Source organism: Spirillospora sp. NPDC000708 (assembly GCF_040299565.1).
Classification (GTDB): Bacteria; Actinomycetota; Actinomycetes; order Streptosporangiales; family Streptosporangiaceae; genus Spirillospora.
The window spans coordinates 26,727-44,449 of sequence record NZ_JBEPCJ010000052.1; the positions used below are offsets into that span (position 1 = coordinate 26,727).

Genomic DNA, 17,723 nt, shown 5'->3' on the forward strand with positions numbered 1-17,723 from the left:
TCGATCATGAGCGCGTCAGCGGAGCGGGTGCTCCACCTGCCGGAGAAGGACAAGCACGGCATCGTCCAGACGCTGTGCCGCCAGTACGTCTCCCCGGACGAGGTCCGTGACGACCCGCGCGAGGCCACCTGCAAGCGATGCCTGGAGATCCGCAGGGATGACGAGCAACGCAGGTTCGACGCGGAGGAAGACCACTACGGCGAATCCCTCTGATCAGCCCCGCGCCCCCAGGACAGCGAGGAGAGCGGCGAACCCGCGATGGCTGAGGACGAGGTGCCCAGCGTCGGGGTCCTTGCTGTCGCGCACGCCGATGCGCCCGCCGAGGTCACCGACCTCAACGCACTCACCTTCGTCGCCGCCGCTGTGGCTGCTCTTCCGCCAACGGGCTTGGGGCTCTCCGGGGGTGTTCATGATTGCGACCCTGCCCCGTCAATGAGTTCCAGCGAAGCGCTTCTGCTCAGCGTCGCAGATAGTAGCAGTTCGAAGGTTATTTCATGTGTTGCGAAGAGTCGGGCAGCTTCGCCAAGCCGCCGGAGTTGCGCGCGCATGATCGCACGATCACCGCCGACCTGGTTATACAGGACAGCCTCCGCAATGATCGGCACGTAATGGGGCGGCTCGGGCTGGCTCAGCACCTGCTGGCGAGATAGTCGAAAGTCGACCAGCGTCTTGACGTAGGGCGAGTCCTTGGCTGGCCCGACGGCGATGCGTTCATTGTCTTCGGGACGACCGGATTGGTGGGGAACGGCGAGAGGGGTGTTCGGGTGGTGGGGTGGCGCTGGCGTACGGGACCGGTGGTGGGGGCAGGCTCCGCGTGTCCCGCCCCTGGTCGCGCCGCCCCACCACCGCCTTCCGTCAGGAACCATCGGCGGCCTACTGAATGGCCGAGCCGCCGAAAGAGGTTCGCGAGCGCGGCGTGCGGCTGTGCACTCAAATAGTCGGCGCCATTGGAGCGCGAAATACCCTGCAGAATCTGGCTCCGGCGGCGCCAATCGTCGTACACGCAGTGTATTCTTTACCTATGCAATCAGTGACGGTCGAGCTTGAGGCCGCGTCCACCGTTGAATTGGTGAACGCGCTCTCCGTCATTGCCGCTGAACTCGCCATCCGCCAGACCCCCGCTTCGGCGGCCGCCTGCTTGGAGTTGGCTGAGAAGCTCGGGGCCGCCGCCGATATGCAGGAAAGCGCGTTGGCCGGATTCGTCGGTCGAGTCGACGCCGCCGGCGAGCATTGCAGATGGGGATATCCCTCCGCCAGGGCATGGCTGCGCTCACGCCTCGGGATGCGCGAGAGCCGCGCCAAGGAACGCCTTACCCTCGCCCGTCAACGGCACCGTCTCCCGCACGTGGCCGAGCGGCTGGCGGCCGGGGACCTGTCCTACGGCTACGCCGCCACCGTCGCCGACTCGGTCGCCCGCCTCGGCGACACCGACTGCGCCACCGCAGAGGTCACCCTGCTGCGGATGGCCGGCGACGGGTTCTCTCCCGGCAAGGTGGCCGCGTTCGGGCGGCGGATCCGGGAGGTCATCGCCGACCGCGACGGCACCGGGCGAGCACCCGACGACGTCAAGCGGGGATACGAGCGGTCCTGGATCACTTCGACGCGGTCGCTGGACGGCGGTCGCTACATCAGGGGATGGTTGAACGTCGAGGACGCCGCAATCTGGGACGGCGCCCTCGGGCCCCTGGTCAAACCGGCCGGACCGGCCGATCGCCGCGACGTGGCGGAGCGGACGGCGGCGGCGCTGTCCGGTGTGCTGTCGGGCGGGCACCAGGCCACCAAGGTCACCGTCCTCTGCGACCTGGACACGTTGACCGGCGGCGACGCACCGGCACGGTCGACCGACGGGACACCGATCCCGGCGGCGCAGGCCCGCCGCATCGCACTGGCGGCGGGGGTGTCGCCCCTGCTGCTGGGACGCGGCTACACCCCGCTGTACCTGGGACATCGGCAGCGGTTCGCCAGCGCGGCGCAGCGTCAGGTACTGGAGGCGCTGTATCCGTCGTGTGCGGTACGGGAATGCGAGATCCCCGGGACGCTGTGCGAGGTCGACCACGTCCACGGCTGGGCACTCGGGAACTCGCCGACCGACATCGACCAACTCGCCCTCACCTGCGGCTGGCACAACCGCTTCAAGCATGCCAAGCCCCACCAGATCGCCATCGGCAAGGATCCGGACGGGCGCTGGGTCTACCGGCTCCTGCCACCCATCAACACACCGCCTCGAACCGGTGATCCGCCCTGGCCGAGCGATCCCACGCGGACGTGGCACTCACCAGAGGAAGGCGATTCCTCTTGGGAACCCCCGCCGTCGACCGGCTGGGCCGCCTGACCATCCACCCCATCGCCCACCACCGCTACTTCGGGTGAGGGAGGGCGCCTGGGCGTGCTCACCACGCGCATCCACGCAGCCGCCATCGCATGACGCCGATGCCCGCCGCGGTGCATGTTGACCGTCTGCGCCGGACGTACCGCCGAGCCTCACTTCAAGCCGGCTCGCCGTCGCGAACCTATGCCGTCCGCTGCGCCAGGCGCGTGAGGAGTGCGGCGAAGTCCCGTCGGGTGAGGGTGAGGTGTCCGGCGTCGGGGTTCTTGCTGTCGCGGACGCCGACGTGGCCATTCAGGTCGGCGACCTCGACGCATTCGCCCTCGTCGCCGCCGCTGTAACTGCTCTTGCGCCAGCGGGCTTGGACGGTCACGGCCTTGACACCAGGTGTGCGACGAGCGCGCTGAAGTCCCGCCGGGTGAGCCCGAGGTGTCCGGCGCCGGGGTCCTTGCTGTCACGGATGCCGGTTGCTGTTCAGGTCGGCGACCTCGACGCAGTTGCCTTCGTTCGCGCCGCTGTGGGTGCTCTTGCGCCAGTGGACTGGGGTGATCATGGCCGCAGGTGGGCGAGGAGGTCGGCGAAGCCCCGGCGAGTGAGGGTGAGGTGCCCACCGGCGGGGTTCTTGCTGTCGCGGACGCCAACGTGACTCTTGAGATCGGCGACCTCGACGCACTCATTTTCGACGCCGCCGCTGTAAGTGCTCTTGCGCCAATCGGCCTGAGGCGGCTCGGGAGTGTTCATGAATGCGACGCTACCTCGTCGATCAGCGCCAGCGAAGCGGTTCTGCTCAAGGTTGCTGAGAGCAGCAGTGCGAAGATCTCCTCGTGTGCCGCGACCTCCTCCTCGTCCTCGACGAAGGTGCTCTTGTTGAGTTGATCGCTTACAGAGACGGTGAGCCGTCCGGGTGGCCGCAGGGAAAGAAGGTGATACGGAGTGATGAGCCAGAGGTACTCGCTGGCTTCGCGGGGGAGCACCCGCAAGTCGATGTGCTTGAGTCGGGCGGCCTCGCCCAGCCGCTGAAGCTGTCTACGCAAGATCCCTTGGTCGCCGCCGACCCGATTGTGGAGGACCGCTTCCGAGATGATCGGTATGTAGCGGGGTGGATTGGGGGCGCTTAGGACTTGCTGGCGCGACAGTCGGAAGTCGACCAGCGCTTTGGCGTTGTGTTTCGCAGGTCCAATGGCGATCAGTTTTCGGTTGTAGTCGGGAATCTGAAGCAGCCCTGGAACGAGATTGGGCTGGAAGGTGCGGATGACGTCGGCGTCCTCTTCCAAGCTGGCCAGGTCGAGAGCGGCGGCGGAGATGCGGCCCTCCCATGCTCGCTCCCACGTCCCACGGCGGTGGGTGGCGAGGTGGAGGAGGGATTCGCGGAGGGGGCCGTCCTCGATGCCGTAGAGGTCGAGGAGGTCGCTGAGCTCGTCGGGGGCGATGGCCTGGAGGCCGTTCTCGACCATGCTCATCCAGCCCTGGGAGCGGCCGAAGCGGCGGGCGACGGTGGCGACGGTCAGGTTGTGGCGGTCGCGGGCTTTGCGGAGCGCCGAGCCGATCCGGCGCTGCCGGACCGTGGGGGCGTGACCGGAAGGCATCCTTCAAGAATGTCACCGAGCGTGTCGTACTGGTGACCGGTTGAACGTTCAGTCGGGAAACGTTCAGAGCCGGTACCGGGAGGCCCACGAGCGGCGAATGTGGCGGGCGTTTCCGAATCGAGGGGAGGCGCATGATGGGAGCGCCCGAGAACAGAGGGACGGCCCCCGGCGGGCTGGTCGTGGTGGGCGCGCTCACGCTTCCGGGCGTCCGGCGGTCCGTCGGGCACGCGCGGCGGTTCCTGCGGGACATGCTGCCTCCGGATCATCCCGGCCTGGACGACGTGGTGACGGTTGTGAGCGAGCTGGTCTGCAACGCCGTCACGCACACGGCCTCCGGCGGCGGCGGCCGGGTGACGGTCACCCTGCTGGCCGGGGGCGACCGCCTGCGGCTGGAGGTCGCCGACGACGGGGCGGGCGGCGGGCGTCCGCAGGTCAGGGCGGAGACGGGCGCCGAGAGCGGGCGCGGACTGCGGATCGTGGACGCCTTGGCCCGCGCTTGGGGATACCGGCCGGACGGGCCGGGCACGGTCGTGTGGGCGGAGTTCCGGTCGGCCGGCCGGAACTTGTTCGGAAACTCCGACAGGGGGCTGTCGCCGGACTCCCCGAGGCTGATTCCAGCAGCGTTCGAAGGAGGAGAAGGATGAGCATTCCCGCGTTCAACACCGTGGCGTGGTTCCAGATCGGCACCGACGCGCCGGAGGAGGCCCGCCGCTTCTACGGCGACATGTTCGGATGGAGGTTCACGTCCGACCCGCAGAGCGACGGCTACGACCTCGTCAGCTACGAGGGCGCCGAGGAGCCCGCCGGCGGCGTCGCGCACGTGCCCGACGCGTCCCAGAACCACGCGGTCTTCTTCGTCCTCGTCGAGGACGTGGACGCGGCGTGCGCGCAGGCCGAGAAGGCCGGGGGCAGCGTCGCCGTCCCCAGCGTGACGACGCCCGACGGCCTGCGGTTCGCGCACCTCCAGGACCCGTCCGGCAACCGCTTCGCCGTCTTCACGCCGCCCACGCCCTGACCGCGAGCACGGAAAAGGGCCCCGGGAGAACCCGGGGCCCTTTCGCCCTGCCCGCTGACGGCCGCCGCTGACGGCCGTCCGGCGGCCTCGGCGGTGATCGCGGCCTACACCTCCGCGATCATCCGCGAGGCCCGAACCTCAGCCACCGGTCACGGGACAGCCCGTGGAGCGAGCGCCAGCGAGCGCAGCGGGATGCCCGGCGCGCCGCGCCCCCGCAGCGCAGCGAGCGCCAGCGAGCGGAGCGAGGAGGTGGCGAGCCGCGCAGCCGGGGGGCTCGGGGGGTCGTCCCCCCGGTGGATATCGCTCCCCTGGGAGATCACGCGTCTCCGCCGGTGTTGCTCTCGGCGCTGCCGACGCCGCCGGCGAAGACGTCGCTGACGGCGGCGTCGAGCCGGTAGCGGCGGATCGCCTCGGGCAGCGCCTCCGGCTTGATCTCGCCGTGCCGGGCCAGCCGGGTGAGCACCGCGAGGACGATCGACGCGGCGTCCACGTGGAAGAACCGGCGGGCGGCGGCGCGGGTGTCGGAGAACCCGAACCCGTCGGTGCCGAGGGAGGTGAAGTCCCCGTTCACCCAAGGCGCGATCTGGTCGGGTACGGCGCGCATGAAGTCCGATACCGCGACGATCGGCCCGGCGACGTTGTCGAGCGTCCGGGTGACGTAGGGGACGCGCTGCTCGGCGTCGGGGTTGAGGAGGTTCTGCTCGTCGCACTCGCGGGCCTCGCGGGCCAGCTCGTTCCACGAGGTGGCCGACCAGACGTCCGCGGCGACGCCCCAGTCCTCGGCGAGCATCCGCTGGGCCTCCAGGGCCCACCGGCCGCCGACGCCGGACGCGAGGATCTGCGCCCGGGGCGGCTCCCCGTTGCCGGTGGAGACCTCCGGCGCGCTCCGGAACCGGTACAGGCCCTTGAGCAGGCCGTCGACGTCGAGGCCCTCGGGCTCGGCGGGCTGCTGGTAGGGCTCGTTGTAGACCGTCAGGTAGTAGAAGACGTTCTCGCCCTGCGGGTGCTCGTCGGACGAGCCGTACATGCGGCGCAGCGCGTCCTTGGTGATGTGCGCCAGCTCGAAAGACCAGGTCGGGTCGTAGTGGACGCAGGCGGGGTTCGCGGCGGCGAGCAGGGGGGAGTGGCCGTCGGCGTGCTGGAGGCCCTCACCGGTGAGGGTGGTGCGGCCCGCGGTGGCGCCGAGCAGGAACCCGCGGCCCATCTGGTCGCCGAGCGCCCACATCTGGTCGCCGGTCCGCTGGAACCCGAACATCGAGTAGAAGATGTAGACGGGGATCATGTGCTCGCCGTGCGTGGCGTACGCGGTGCCCGCGGCGATCGCGGAGGCCATCGATCCGGCCTCGCTGATGCCCTCGTGGAGCATCTGGCCGCTTTCGGCCTCCTTGTAGGAGAGCAGCAGCTTGCGGTCCACCGCGTCGTAGGTCTGCCCGTGCGGCGAGTAGATCTTGGACGTGGGGAACAGCGAGTCCATGCCGAACGTCCGGTACTCGTCCGGGGCGATCGGGACGAACCGGGCGCCGATGTTCTCGTCCTTGATCAGGTCCTTGAGCAGCCGGACGAACGCCATCGTGGTCGCGACGTTCTGCTTGCCGGAGCCCTTGCGCAGCTCGCTGTAGACCGGGTCGCCGGGCAGCTTCAGCGGCTTGGCGCGCACGACGCGCTTCGGCAGGAACCCGCCGAGGGCGGCGCGGCGCTCGCGCATGTACTGGATCTCGTCGGAGTCCTCGCCCGGGTGGTAGTAGGGCGGTAGCGGCGCCTCCAGGGCCGAGTCCGGGATGTCGAGGTACAGGCGGTCCCGGAACTCCTTCAGTTCGGCCTTGGTGAGCTTCTTCATCTGGTGGGTGGCGTTGCGGGCCTCGAAGTCGGAGCCGAGCGTCCAGCCCTTGATGGTGTGCGCGAGGATCACGGTCGGCTGGCCGACGTGCTCGCGGGCCGCCTTGAACGCCGCGTACACCTTGCGGTAGTCGTGCCCGCCGCGCGACAGCTTGCGCAGGTCGTCGTCCGACAGGTGCTGGACGATCTTGCGGAGCCGGGGGTCGGCGCCGAAGAACTTCTCCCGGATGTAGTCGCCGGTCTCCACCGAGAAGGTCTGGAACTGCCCGTCGGGGGTGGTGTTCATCTGGTTGACCAGCACGCCGTCGACGTCCTGGGCGAGCAGCGGGTCCCAGTCGCGGCCCCAGATGACCTTGATGACGTTCCAGCCGGCGCCGCGGAAGAACGACTCCAGCTCCTGGATGATCTTGCCGTTGCCGCGCACCGGGCCGTCGAGCTGCTGGAGGTTGCAGTTGACGACGAAGGTGAGGTTGTCCAGCTCCTCGCGGGCGGCCAGGCCGATCGCGCCGAGCGACTCCGGCTCGCCCATCTCGCCGTCGCCGAGGAACGCCCACACGTGCGAGCGGGAGGTGTCCTTGATCTTGCGGTTGTAGAGGTAGCGGTTGAACCGCGCCTGGTACACCGAGTCGATCGCGGTGAGCCCCATGGAGACGGTGGGGAACTCCCAGAAGTCCGGCATCAGCCGCGGGTGCGGGTAGGACGACAGGCCGCCGCCGGGGTGCGACTGCTCCTGCCGGAACCCGTCGAGCTTCTCCTCGGGCAGCCGCCCCTCCAGGAACGCGCGCGCGTAGATGCCGGGCGCCGCGTGGCCCTGGATGAACACCTGGTCGCCGGACTCGCCGTGGTCCTTGCCGCGGAAGAAGTGGTTGAAGCCGACCTCGTACAGGGACGCGGCCGAGGCGTAGGTGGCGATGTGGCCGCCGACGCCGAGCTCGGGGCGGTTCGCCCGCGACACCATGATCGCCGCGTTCCACCGGATGTAGGCGCGGATGCGGCGCTCGACGTGCTCGTCGCCGGGGAACCAGGGCTCCGACTCGGGCGGGATGGTGTTGATGAAGTCGGTGCTCCGCAGCCCGGGGACCCCGACCTGCAGTTCCCGTGCCCTTTCCAGGAGGCGGAGCATCACGTAGCGGGCCCTGCCGCGGCCCTCGGTCTTGATGACCGTGTCCAGCGATTCCAGCCACTCCCGGGTCTCGTCCGGGTTGATGTCCGGCAGCTGGCTCGGCAGGCCGTCGCTGATGATCGAAAAGCGTTGACGTCCGGAAGCCACGGGATCCCCTCTGTGCTTGCCGTCTTTGCTGGTGGGGACCCGGCCGCCGTTCGGCGGTCCCGCGGTCCCCGGCGGAGGTGTCTCACCGCCTGGTCTCGTGATCCATCGTCGTCGTTCGTGACGGCTAACGCATCTCTACCAACCGGTAACCATTCTCCCCGGTCAACCGGGGTACGCACCTTTCGAGGACCCGTTTTTCGACAGGAACGGAGGGGAGCCATGAAGGCGCGAATCGGGGACCGGCTGCACGTCCACGGCACCGTCGTGGGCCAGCACGACCGCGTCGGCGAGATCGTCGAGATCCGCGGCGACGGCGGAGGCCCGCCGTATGTGGTCCAGTTCGAGGACGGCCACCAGACGCTCGTCTACCCGGGGCCGGACGCCGTCGTCGAGTCCCGCGAGGCCGCGGGGCACCCCGTCCGGTAGCGGACAGGGGTACGCCCGCCCGGATCCGCGCGCGCCGGGATGCGTCCGGCGCCGCGGATGGGGTAGACCTGCGATCATGGAGAGCACCGTGGTCCGGGTGGCCACCGGTACACAGGAGGTCGTGCACGACATCACGGCCGAGTGCGAGCGGTTCGCCGGCGAGGCCGGCGGCGACGGCCTGCTGCACGTGTTCGTGCCGCACGCCACCGCGGGCATCGCGATCATCGAGCTGGGCTCGGGCAGCGACGACGACCTGCTCGCCGCGCTCGGCGACCTGCTCCCGGCCGACGACCGGTGGCGGCACCGGCACGGGTCGCGGGGCCACGGCCGCTCGCACGTCATGCCCGCGCTCGTCCCGCCGTACGCGACGCTGCCGGTGGTGGGCGGCCGGCTCGCCCTCGGCACCTGGCAGTCGGTGGCGCTGGTCGACCTGAACGTGGACAACCCGGATCGGCAGGTCCGGCTGTCCTTTCTCCGGGGATGACCGGGGCGAACGGGGGGATAGCCCCCTCCCGAGGGCCCGGGATGACCGTCTCTTGTCACCCTCTGTGGAGATCCTGTGACGACGGTCGCCGTGATCGGGCCAATGAGCCCACCAAAAGCCGGGAAGACACTTGCGCTAGGGGCCCTCACTTGTGTGGACTGTCCCGCAAACACCGCACGGGTGCGGACGGGCCGCCCGAGATGGCGCCTGGATACGAGACATGCGCGGGACACCGTGCGGACTGACGACAATGGGAGGACTTTCGTGAGCGCGACCGCGGGTCAGGCGCAGTCTGAGCGCAGCCTGGCCGAACGGCTCGGCCTCAAGCCGGGCCAGGTGGTGCAGGAGATCGGCTACGACGACGACGTCGACGAGGAGCTTCGCCGCTCCGTCGAGGCCGTCACGGGGACCGAGCTGGTCGACGAGGACTACGAGGACGTGGTCGACATCGTGCTGCTGTGGTGGCGCGAGGAGGACGGCGACCTGTTCGAGGGCCTGACCGACGCGATGATCCCGCTCACCGGCGGCGGCAACATCTGGCTGCTGACGCCGAAGGCGGGCCGGGACGGGCACGTGGAGCCCAGCGACATCGGCGAGGCCGCGCAGACGGCCGGGCTGTCGCAGACGAGCAGCGTCAGCGCCGCGAAGGAGTGGTCCGGAACGCGGCTGGTCGCGCCCAAGGTCCGCAAGTAGCCGCGCGGCCCCGGGCGTCCGCCGAGGCGGCGGGCGACCGGGCCGTCCGGCTCCGGCGGCGGGTGGCAGACTGGGCCCGTCCCCACGCCCGTGGGGGCGCCCACACCCCCGCCCGGGCGGGGACGATCCGCGGGAGAGGCTTTGTCGGTTGAGGTAGGCGACAGCGCACCGGACTTCGAGCTGAAGGACCAGCACGGCACACCGGTGAAGCTGTCGGACTTCCGGGGCGAGAAGACCGTCGTCCTCGTGTTCTATCCGCTGGCGTTCAGCGGCGTGTGCACGGGCGAGCTCTGCCAGATCAGGGACGAGCTGCCCACCCTCGGCGGCGACGACGTGCAGGTGCTGGCCGTGTCGGTCGACTCGGTGTTCGCGCTGCGCGCCTGGGCCGAGCAGGAGAAGTACCAGTTCCCGCTGCTGTCGGACTTCTGGCCGCACGGCGGGACGGCGCAGCGTTACGGCGTGTTCGACGAGGAGAAGGGGCTCGCGCTGCGCGGCACCTTCATCATCGACGCGCAGGGCGTGGTCCGCTGGAAGGTCGTGAACGCCATCCCGGACGCACGCGACCTGGACGAGTACCGCAAGGCGCTCGCCGGACTCTGAGCGAAACGGGCCGGTCCCGGCCGTGCGGCGGCGTCCCGCGGCCGGTTCCGGTCCCCGCACCCCTGGAGGTGTGATGCCCTGCTTCCGCTGCGGGGCGCGGCAGACCGACCCCGTGCGCGGGGCGAGCCCGTGGAGGCGCGGTGTCCGGGCGGACCACCAGGTGCTGGTCTGCCCCGGCTGCCAGACCGCCCACGACTGGGCGGACGATCTCGACCGCTGCGCGGTCTGCGGCTCCGCCGCGCTGGTCTGCCGGCTCGGCGAGGTCGAGTGCCGCGACTGCGGCCACACCCGGGAGGCGGTCCGCGACGATCCCCGACCGGCCGACCTGGTGCCGTCGAGCGCGGGACGCCGGGACGACCGCGGGCTGTCGGAGGAGGTCGCGGCGGCGCTGAGCCGCGTCCTGCGGCGCGGCCCGGCCGGCTGACCGGCGGGTCTCCGGCGAGCGTCCGACCGGCTGACCGGCGGGTCTCCGGCGAGCGTCCGGCGGGCCGGCCCGAGGCCGACCGGTGGGAGCCCGGCGGATGGCCGCCTCCGGCCATCCGCGCGGTCCGGTCACGCACCGTGGTCGCATCCAAGAGCATTCCAGGGCATTTCCGGGCTTGACGCGGTATTTCGCCTGCTGGCACGCTGCGCGAATGCCGATCATCCTGCTGCGGCTGGCGCACCGCGTGGCGGCGCGGTCCTGGCGCGCGCCCGCCCTGGTGCTGCTGGCGGCGTTCGGGGTCGGCTGGCTGCTGATCGCGGTGTTCGAGAAGCCCGGCGCCGAGATCAAGCGGCCCTGGAACTACATCTGGTACTTCGTCGTCAGCGGCACCTCCACCGGTTACGGCGACCTCTACCCGTCCTCGACGGGCGGCCGGATCGGCGGCGTGCTCGTGATCGTGGCCGGGCTCACCGCGGGGCTCGTGCTGTTCGCCGAGCTGACGCTCTGGATGGCGAGGGGCAGGACGATGCGGGCCAACGGCCAGGCGCAGTTGCACGTCAAGCGGCACATCGTGGTCGTCGGGTACGAGCGGGACGGGCTGCGCGCCATCATCACCCAGCTGCGCGCCGACCCGGCGTTCGCGCGTACCCCGGTCGTCACGGTCTTCTGGCCAGGCGAGCTGACCGGCGAGAACCCCGACCCTGAGCTGTACGACGTGGTCGCCTTCGACGACACCGCCTACCAGAGGGCCTGCATGGAGGCGGCGCGGACGGTCGTGGTGGTCGGCCGCACCGACGACGAGACCGTCCGGGTGATGCTGGGCGTCTCGGCCTACCTGCGGCGGCACGGGGAGCCGCCCGTCCACCTGCTGGCGGGCGTGCACGACGGCGGCCGCCGCGCCGAGATCACCGAGGCGCTCGCCCTCGTCGGCCCGGACATCGAGCCGGTCGACATCGACGACCCCGCCGTGGTCGCCGTCGCGATCCGCAACCCCGGTGTCGCCGCGATCTACCACAACCTCGCCAGCACGCTCGACGCCGACGGCACCCTGTACCGCGTGGACGTCCCCGAGGGCGCCGGCGAGTGGCCGCGCCTGGACGTGGCGATCTTCCTGCTGCGCCGCGGCAGCACCCTGCTCGCCGTCGGCGAGTCGCACCGTCCGAACGCCCGGTTCCGGCTGACGTCCGACCCGGGCGAGCTGGTCCGCGGCGGCCAGTCCCTGGCGGTCGTCGCCCCCGACCGGCCCCAGATCCCCTGGCACGAGCTTTAGCCTCCGGCGATTTCCGTCCTCAGCCCCGCACCCGCCCGCACTGGACCGTCCCTGACCTCAGCCGTCGCGGACCGGAACCTGGCGATCGCGTGCGAAGCCGAGTTCGAGCTTGCGAGAACTCGATCGCGCAGCGAGCCCCCAGGGCGAGTCGGAGCGATGCAGCGATCGCACGCATTGCCCGCCGAAGGAAGGCGCCCCAGCGCCTGACGCCAAGGGCAATGCAAAGGACCAGGAGAGCGCCCCTCGCGCCCGCTGGGGGCGCTCTCCCGGCCGCCGCGGTGCGCGCGGCCCGAGGCACAGGTCAAGCCCCGGGGCCTCCCCGCGCGCCCGCGGGGTCTCACGCCGCCTGGCGGTGGTCGGCGTCGAGCAGGTGGTAGAGCAGGAGGAGCTGGGTGATGGCCAGGGGGTCGCTGGTGCCGGCGTCGCCCAGGCGGCCCAGGGCGTCGGGGTCGGGCAGGCCGGCTCCCGCGCGGGCGCCGAGGCGCTCCCAGATGGCCTTCTTCACCACTTGGGACTCCTCGGGCGAGACGTAGCCGTGCACGTGCAGGGCGTCGACGGGACGCCCGTCGTCGTCGCGGTGCAGGCGCAGGTGCAGCAGCTTGTCGGCGTCGCCGGACGCGCCGTCCAGCACGTCGGCGAGCTCGGGGTGGTCGATCGTGGGGCGCAGCAGCAGCTCGGCGGACAGCGGGGTGCCGGGCGGGTCGAGCCGGCCCTCGACCGGCGCGAACCGCACGACGATGTCGGCGTACTTGCGCTGCGGCCGGATGTAGGCGGCGCTCTCCGGCTCGCGGCGGGCGAGCTCGGCCATGACCTGCTCGGGGCTGTAGCCGCGCTTGTCGCAGTCGCGGCGGACCTTCCAGGAGTGCCGGAGCGGCTCGGGCGGGTCCAGGTAGACGGTGATGTCGAAGCAGGCGCGGGCGAGCCGGGTGTGCAGGGGGAGCAGGCCCTCGACGATCACGAAGTCGCGCGGCTCGACCAGTTCCGGCCGGACGAGCTCGCCGGTGGCGTGGTCGTAGACGGGCTTGAGGATCGGCTCGCCCATCGAGAGCAGCTGCAGGTGCTGCTCCATGATGTCGATGTGGTTGCAGTCGGGGTGCAGCGCCGTGAACGGCTTCCCGGCGCGCTCGGCCCGGTCGTAGCGGTGGTAGTCGTCGACGCAGACGGCCGTCATCCGCTCGGCCCCCAGGCACCGTACAAGCCCCCTGGTCAGTGTGGTCTTGCCCGCGGCGCTGTCTCCGGCGATGGCGAGCATGACGGGGCGGCGGCCCGACCCGCGCGCCCGGAGCATATGCACGATCCGATGGGGCACCTTGCTCCTCCGTCCTGCGGAATCCCGTTTTCGACAGGGAGAGTACGGCGGTCGCGGCGCGGGTGCGTCCCCCGGTCGGGTGAGAGCGGGGGTGAGATGGCGGGAGGCCCGGCCGCGGCGGGGCTACTGGTGAGTAGCTTCGGGTTGTTATCGTGCCGGAATGGGCGCCCCCGTACGCGTCGTCCTGGTGGACGACCACGAGATGATCCTCGCCGGACTCCAGGCGATGCTGGCCGGATTCGCCGGGCGGGTGCGCGTCGTCGGGCAGGCGGGGACGGGGGAGGAGGCCACCCGCCTGGTCACCACGCTGCGCCCCGACGTCGTCCTGCTGGACGTGCGGCTCGGCCCCGAGAGCGGCCTCGACCTGTGCCGGCTGCTCACCGGCCGCGTCCCCGAGGCGCGGGTGGTGTTCCTGTCGGTCTACGACGACGAGCAGTACGTCTTCGAGGCGCTGCGCGCCGGGGCGGGCGGCTACCTGCTGAAACGGGTGGACGGCCCGGAGCTGGTGCGGCGCCTGGAGGAGGTCGCGCAGGGCGAGACCGTCGTCGACCCGACGCTCGCCGGGCGGATGGCGGTGACGGCGGCCCGGCTGACCCGCGGCGAGTTCTGGCCCGGCGCGAACCGGGGGCTGACGCAGCGCGAGAGCGAGGTGCTGTCGCTGCTGGTCGGCGGGCTGTCCAACAAGGCGATCGCGGCCCGGCTGGTGCTCAGCGAGGAGACGGTGAAGAGCCACCTGCGGGCGCTGTACCGCAAGCTCGAGGTCACCGACAGGTCCGCGGCGATCGCGGTCGCGCTGCGCGAGGGGCTGTTCCGGTGACGCCGCCGTCGCCGGCCTCACCCGCGTCGCCGGCCTCACCGGCGGAACTGCTCGCCGGGCGCGGCAACGACCTGCTCATCCGGATCGTGGCGGTGGCCTGCTCGGACCGCGAGCTGCCGCGGATGGCCGAGGAACTGGCCGGGCTGGTCGTCCGCTCGGCGCGCGCGCTGACGTTCTGCGACGTCTACGTACTGGACGACGAGGAGCGGGCGCTGGAATGGTCGGCGGGCCCGGCCGTCCCGCTGGGGGAGGGCGACGTCGGCTGGGTGGCCGCGCACGGTCGTGCCCGCGCACACACGGACGGACGAGGCGTCGCGATCCCCGTCCGCAGCGGGAACACCACGATCGCGGTGGTGGACGTCCGCTCCGCAGGCCCGTGCCCGGATGACGACGTTGCGCTCGTCACCGCGCTGGCGGAGCTGTTCGCCCCGGTGCTGTGCTCGTGCCGGCGGCTGCGGGCGGCCCGCGAGCGCGAGCACGCCGCCGAGCGGTTCGCCGAGCGGGCCGTCGAGGCGCAGGAGGCCGAGCGGTCCCGGCTGAGCCGGGAGATCCACGACGGCATCGCGCAGCGGCTGGCCAGCCTCGGCTTCCACCTGTCGGCGGCCGAGCGGGCGCTGCCCGAGCACCATCCGGAGGGGCTCGCGCAGATCATGGTCGCGCGGAAGCTGTGCGAGCTGGCGGCGGCGGAGACGCGCGCCGCGATCGGCGGGTTGCGGCCGCCCGTGCTGGACGACCTCGGCCTGTCCGCGGCGCTGGCGACGCTCGCCCGCGAGGCGGGGGACGGCCCGGGACCGTCCGGCGTGATCGACGTCAGCGTGACCGTGGAGGGCGAGCTGGAGGAGGAACTGCCCGACCACGTGCAGACCGCGCTGTACCGGATCGCGCAGGAGGCGGTCGGCAACAGCCTGCGGCACGCGTCGGCGACGTGCGTGGACCTGCTGCTGGAGCACGCGAGCGACCGGGTCCGGCTGAAGGTCACCGACGACGGCACGGGGTTCGCGGTGCGCGAGGTGTTCGCGCAAGGCGCGCGCGCGGAGCGGACCCGGCGCACCGACTCCTACGGGCTGCGCGGCATGCGCGAGCGCGCCGAGCTGCTGGGCGGCCGCGTCACCGTCACCAGCCGACCCGGGGTCGGCACGACCGTCGAGGCGGTCATCCCCGTCCCGGGCCGCGGCCGCACCGGGCGCGCTACTTCCGGCTGAGCACCCGGAAGGCGATGCCGGCGGCGGTGAGCCGCGCGATCAGCGCGTCGCCCATCGCGGTGGCCGTGGTCACCTGCCCGGCCGTCTTCGGCAGGTCGTCGTGGGCGAGGCACAGCGCGGACTGCGCGAGCATCTTCGCGGTCTCGCCGTAGCCGGGGTCGCCGCCCGCGACCTCGGTGACGACCCGCCTCCCGCCGCCCTCGCCGACGAACTTCACGCTGAACCAGTTGCGGGCGCGGCGCTCCGGGGACGGTCCCTCGCCCGGCGCGCGGAGCCGCAGCAGCAGCGACCGGGTGGGCGGGAGCTGCGCGAGCGCGAGCAGGGCGCCGGAGCCCACCGCCATCCCGGCGGCGACGGGCAGCCGCTTGACCGCCAGGTAGTGGCCGTAGGAGAAGTCCGGGCCGTACCGGTCGAGCGCGGCGGCGGACCGCGTGACGATCTGCGGGTCGATGGTCGGCAGCGGGAGCGTCCAGCCGCCGCCGACGCGGGCCCGCGGCGCGGGCCGCCGGGAGATCCTGACCCGCCGGCCTTCCGGCCGCCCCTCGGCGCGGCGCCGCTCGCGCTCGGCGCGCACCATGCCGGTCACGTCGGCGAAGATGCCGACCGCGGAGGCGATCGTGCCGCCCGACGCGTCGCCGTGCACGCGCAGGAACCCCTCGACGTGCAGCGGGACGCCCTCCGGCAGCTGCTTGACGGTGAAGTAGGCGCCGAGGTCGTGCGGGATCGAGTCGAACCCGCAGGCGTGGACGATTCGGGCGCCGGAGCGGACCGCCTCGTCGTGGTACTTGAGGTACATCCGGTCGACGAACGTGGGCTCGCCGGTGAGGTCGACGTAGTCGGTCCCGGCGCGCGCGCACGCCGCGACCAGAGGCTCGCCGTACTGGACGTACGGGCCGACCGTCGTGATGACGACCTTGGCCGACCTCGCGATCTCCTCGATGGAGGACGGGTCCGTGGTGTCGGCGTGCAGCAGCGGCAGGTCCGCGCAGGCCGGGTCTATCGCGGCGGCCCGGTCGCGGACGGCGGCGAGCTTGGCCTGGTTGCGTCCGCCCAGCGCCCAGCGCGTGCCCGGGTCGGCGTGCCCGGCCAGGTACTCGGCGGTCAGGGCGCCGGTGAAGCCGGTGGCGCCGAACAGCACGATGTCGTACGGACGGTCGGTGGTCATGGCCGCACCTCTCCCGGTACCGAGCGTGGATCTGTACCGAACATGATTCTGTCGTGTCGCCTCCCCGCCATGGGCGCCTCGTGCCGCCGGTGTGAGCGACTGCACTCGGATTCTTCGCGTGCGCGACCCATGCCGTGTATGCCCTAGTGTTGGCCCCTACGAAAAGAGGGGGATGGTGGCGTGATCGGGCTGGCCGTGGCGATGGACGCCGGCGCCGTGCTCTGCCTCTGCTGGTCCCTCCTCGGCGTCCTGCGTCCGGCGGCGGTGCCCGGCGGCGGGGACGGCGGGCGGTCCGTGGCCGTCGCGCTGATCGGCGTGAGCCTCATCCTGCTGTCGGTGCCCCTGTGGAGCCTGCCCTAGCCGGGGCCGCCCATCCGGGCGCGTCCAGCAGGTGCCGGACGAACAGCAGCGTCGTCGGGGTCGGCGCCGCGCCCGCGACGGCGTGCCACGGGCGGTCGAGGGGCATCCCCGGCGCGCCGACCACCACGAGCCGCCCCGCGGCCAGCTCCGCGCCGACCGCGTCCCGCGACACCAGCGCCACCCCCAGCCCGGCCGCCGCGCCCGCGATCACCGCGCCGTTCGAGCCGAGGACGAGCCGGGGCGGCGCGACCTCCCGCTCGGTCAGGTAGGCGTCCGCCGACGCCCGCGTCCCCGACCCCGGCTCGCGCATCACCCACGGCGTCCGGGCCAGGGAGAAGCCGTCGGCGACCGCCGGGGCGCCGACCACCACCAGCTCGTTCGGACGCGTCGCCAGCACCGTCGCGGCGGCGTCGGCCGGCGGGCGGCCCGCGAGGACGAGGTCGGCCTGGTGCGCGGCGAGGCTGCTCCACACCTGCCGCCGCGGCCCCACCTCCAGCGCCAGCTCGACGTCGGGCCAGCGCGTCCGGAACGAGGCGAGCAGCTCGGGCAGGACCTGGTCGGCGGCGGTCGTCACCGCCGCCAGCCGCAGCGGCCCGCGCCCCGGATCGGCCGCGCCCCGCGCCGCCGCCCGCCCCTCCTCCAGCAGGCCGAGCACCTGCCGCGCGTACCCGGCGTACACGGTCCCGGCCGGGGTGAGCCGGACACCGCGCCCCACCCGCCGGACGAGCGGGACGCCGAGGTCGCGGGTGAGCGCGGACACCGCCGCCGACACCGCCGACTCCGTCACGTACAGCCGGAGCGCCGCCGCCCGCACGGACCCGGTGTCGGCGAGAGCGACGAACGTCCGCAGCCGCGCCTCCGTCACGTCCCGCCTCCTCGTTCAAGTGAATGCTTGATGGTCACCGTAGAACACTTGATGGACAGCGCAAGTGTCGGGAGG

Annotated in this window: 24 protein-coding genes; 13 read left to right on the plus strand and 11 right to left on the minus strand. The window is 72.1% G+C overall.

From position 1 onward, the window contains the following. Positions 1-6 precede the first annotated feature (6 nt). Complete coding sequence (locus ABT299_RS31175; protein WP_190862851.1) at positions 7-213, plus strand: hypothetical protein; 207 nt, start codon at positions 7-9, stop codon at positions 211-213. On the opposite strand, the gene ABT299_RS31180 is transcribed toward ABT299_RS31175, so the two are convergent. Both ABT299_RS31180 and ABT299_RS31185 read right to left on the minus strand, forming a co-directional pair. Then, a complete protein-coding gene (locus ABT299_RS31180; RefSeq protein WP_500252919.1) occupies positions 214-411 on the minus strand; it encodes a DUF397 domain-containing protein in 198 nt (65 codons plus the stop codon). After that, complete coding sequence (locus tag ABT299_RS31185; RefSeq protein WP_500252920.1) at positions 408-866, minus strand: Scr1 family TA system antitoxin-like transcriptional regulator; 459 nt, start codon at positions 864-866, stop codon at positions 408-410. The genes ABT299_RS31180 and ABT299_RS31185 overlap by 4 nt, the downstream gene beginning before the upstream one ends. A 14-nt stretch (positions 867-880) precedes the next feature. Here ABT299_RS31185 and ABT299_RS31190 point away from each other — a divergent pair, with 14 nt between their 5' ends. Then, a complete protein-coding gene (locus tag ABT299_RS31190; RefSeq protein ID WP_500252921.1) occupies positions 881-2,332 on the plus strand; it encodes an HNH endonuclease signature motif containing protein in 1,452 nt (483 codons plus the stop codon). Positions 2,333-2,510: 178 nt separating this feature from the next. Here the strand turns inward: ABT299_RS31190 and ABT299_RS31195 are convergent, their stop codons facing one another. Genes ABT299_RS31195 through ABT299_RS31215 form a run of 5 tightly spaced genes read right to left on the minus strand, consistent with a single transcriptional unit; the run spans position 2,511 to position 3,912 of the window. After that, a complete protein-coding gene (locus ABT299_RS31195; protein WP_387028474.1) occupies positions 2,511-2,699 on the minus strand; it encodes a DUF397 domain-containing protein in 189 nt (62 codons plus the stop codon). Continuing rightward, the gene (locus ABT299_RS31200) at positions 2,696-2,788 is read right to left on the minus strand and encodes a DUF397 domain-containing protein (RefSeq protein WP_387028761.1); all 93 of its coding nucleotides are present in this window, start codon (positions 2,786-2,788) and stop codon (positions 2,696-2,698) included. Before ABT299_RS31200 ends, ABT299_RS31195 begins: the two co-directional genes overlap by 4 nt. Further along, positions 2,781-2,879 carry a DUF397 domain-containing protein gene (locus ABT299_RS31205; RefSeq protein WP_500252922.1) on the minus strand — a complete coding sequence of 33 codons (99 nt, stop codon included), beginning with the start codon at positions 2,877-2,879 and terminating at the stop codon, positions 2,781-2,783. Before ABT299_RS31205 ends, ABT299_RS31200 begins: the two co-directional genes overlap by 8 nt. After that, complete coding sequence (locus tag ABT299_RS31210; RefSeq protein ID WP_500198608.1) at positions 2,876-3,067, minus strand: DUF397 domain-containing protein; 192 nt, start codon at positions 3,065-3,067, stop codon at positions 2,876-2,878. The genes ABT299_RS31205 and ABT299_RS31210 overlap by 4 nt, the downstream gene beginning before the upstream one ends. After that, on the minus strand, positions 3,064-3,912 hold the full coding sequence (locus ABT299_RS31215; protein WP_500252923.1) for a helix-turn-helix domain-containing protein: 849 nt from the start codon (positions 3,910-3,912) through the stop codon (positions 3,064-3,066). Before ABT299_RS31215 ends, ABT299_RS31210 begins: the two co-directional genes overlap by 4 nt. A gap of 131 nt (positions 3,913-4,043) precedes the next feature. Between ABT299_RS31215 and ABT299_RS31220 the strand changes: the two genes are divergently transcribed. Next, complete coding sequence (locus ABT299_RS31220; protein ID WP_500252924.1) at positions 4,044-4,556, plus strand: ATP-binding protein; 513 nt, start codon at positions 4,044-4,046, stop codon at positions 4,554-4,556. Continuing rightward, positions 4,553-4,927, plus strand: coding sequence for a VOC family protein (locus ABT299_RS31225; protein ID WP_433150620.1), 375 nt, complete (start codon positions 4,553-4,555; stop codon positions 4,925-4,927). The genes ABT299_RS31220 and ABT299_RS31225 overlap by 4 nt, the downstream gene beginning before the upstream one ends. 316 nt (positions 4,928-5,243) lie before the next feature. Here ABT299_RS31225 and aceE read toward each other — a convergent pair whose 3' ends face one another. Then, a complete protein-coding gene (aceE, locus tag ABT299_RS31230) occupies positions 5,244-8,033 on the minus strand; it encodes a pyruvate dehydrogenase (acetyl-transferring), homodimeric type (protein WP_500252925.1) in 2,790 nt (929 codons plus the stop codon). 219 nt (positions 8,034-8,252) lie between these two features. Here aceE and ABT299_RS31235 point away from each other — a divergent pair, with 219 nt between their 5' ends. From ABT299_RS31235 to ABT299_RS31260, 6 genes are all read left to right on the plus strand, one after another. Next, a complete protein-coding gene (locus tag ABT299_RS31235) occupies positions 8,253-8,459 on the plus strand; it encodes a DUF1918 domain-containing protein (protein WP_500252926.1) in 207 nt (68 codons plus the stop codon). Between the two features lie 76 nt (positions 8,460-8,535). Further along, positions 8,536-8,943 carry a YjbQ family protein gene (locus ABT299_RS31240; RefSeq protein ID WP_190862867.1) on the plus strand — a complete coding sequence of 136 codons (408 nt, stop codon included), beginning with the start codon at positions 8,536-8,538 and terminating at the stop codon, positions 8,941-8,943. 264 nt (positions 8,944-9,207) lie between these two features. After that, positions 9,208-9,636 (plus strand): DUF3052 domain-containing protein, encoded by a 429-nt coding sequence (locus ABT299_RS31245; protein ID WP_151542502.1) that lies wholly within the window; start codon positions 9,208-9,210, stop codon positions 9,634-9,636. Positions 9,637-9,777: 141 nt separating this feature from the next. Continuing rightward, a complete protein-coding gene (locus ABT299_RS31250) occupies positions 9,778-10,236 on the plus strand; it encodes a peroxiredoxin (protein ID WP_190862869.1) in 459 nt (152 codons plus the stop codon). A gap of 73 nt (positions 10,237-10,309) precedes the next feature. Continuing rightward, entirely contained in the window at positions 10,310-10,660 is a 351-nt protein-coding gene (locus ABT299_RS31255) for a hypothetical protein (protein WP_190862871.1), read from the plus strand. A gap of 211 nt (positions 10,661-10,871) precedes the next feature. Further along, a complete protein-coding gene (locus ABT299_RS31260; protein WP_500252927.1) occupies positions 10,872-11,930 on the plus strand; it encodes a potassium channel family protein in 1,059 nt (352 codons plus the stop codon). A 337-nt stretch (positions 11,931-12,267) separates the two neighbouring features. Here ABT299_RS31260 and ABT299_RS31265 read toward each other — a convergent pair whose 3' ends face one another. Continuing rightward, complete coding sequence (locus ABT299_RS31265; RefSeq protein ID WP_190862923.1) at positions 12,268-13,218, minus strand: phosphoribulokinase; 951 nt, start codon at positions 13,216-13,218, stop codon at positions 12,268-12,270. A gap of 181 nt (positions 13,219-13,399) precedes the next feature. Between ABT299_RS31265 and ABT299_RS31270 the strand changes: the two genes are divergently transcribed. Together ABT299_RS31270 and ABT299_RS31275 are read left to right on the plus strand one after the other, a co-directional pair. Next, positions 13,400-14,056 (plus strand): response regulator, encoded by a 657-nt coding sequence (locus ABT299_RS31270; RefSeq protein ID WP_151542498.1) that lies wholly within the window; start codon positions 13,400-13,402, stop codon positions 14,054-14,056. Next, complete coding sequence (locus tag ABT299_RS31275; protein WP_347256936.1) at positions 14,053-15,258, plus strand: GAF domain-containing sensor histidine kinase; 1,206 nt, start codon at positions 14,053-14,055, stop codon at positions 15,256-15,258. The genes ABT299_RS31270 and ABT299_RS31275 overlap by 4 nt, the downstream gene beginning before the upstream one ends. Here ABT299_RS31275 and ABT299_RS31280 read toward each other — a convergent pair. Beyond that, complete coding sequence (locus ABT299_RS31280; protein WP_500252928.1) at positions 15,245-16,423, minus strand: saccharopine dehydrogenase family protein; 1,179 nt, start codon at positions 16,421-16,423, stop codon at positions 15,245-15,247. The two genes, ABT299_RS31275 and ABT299_RS31280, sit on opposite strands and share 14 nt — an antisense overlap. Before the next feature lie 180 nt (positions 16,424-16,603). Here ABT299_RS31280 and ABT299_RS31285 point away from each other — a divergent pair, with 180 nt between their 5' ends. Further along, positions 16,604-16,783, plus strand: a complete 180-nt coding sequence (locus ABT299_RS31285; RefSeq protein WP_190862877.1) for a hypothetical protein — start codon at positions 16,604-16,606, stop codon at positions 16,781-16,783. Here the strand turns inward: ABT299_RS31285 and ABT299_RS31290 are convergent. Then, on the minus strand, positions 16,746-17,648 hold the full coding sequence (locus tag ABT299_RS31290) for a LysR family transcriptional regulator (protein WP_500252929.1): 903 nt from the start codon (positions 17,646-17,648) through the stop codon (positions 16,746-16,748). The genes ABT299_RS31285 and ABT299_RS31290 overlap by 38 nt on opposite strands. Positions 17,649-17,723: the final 75 nt, after the last annotated feature.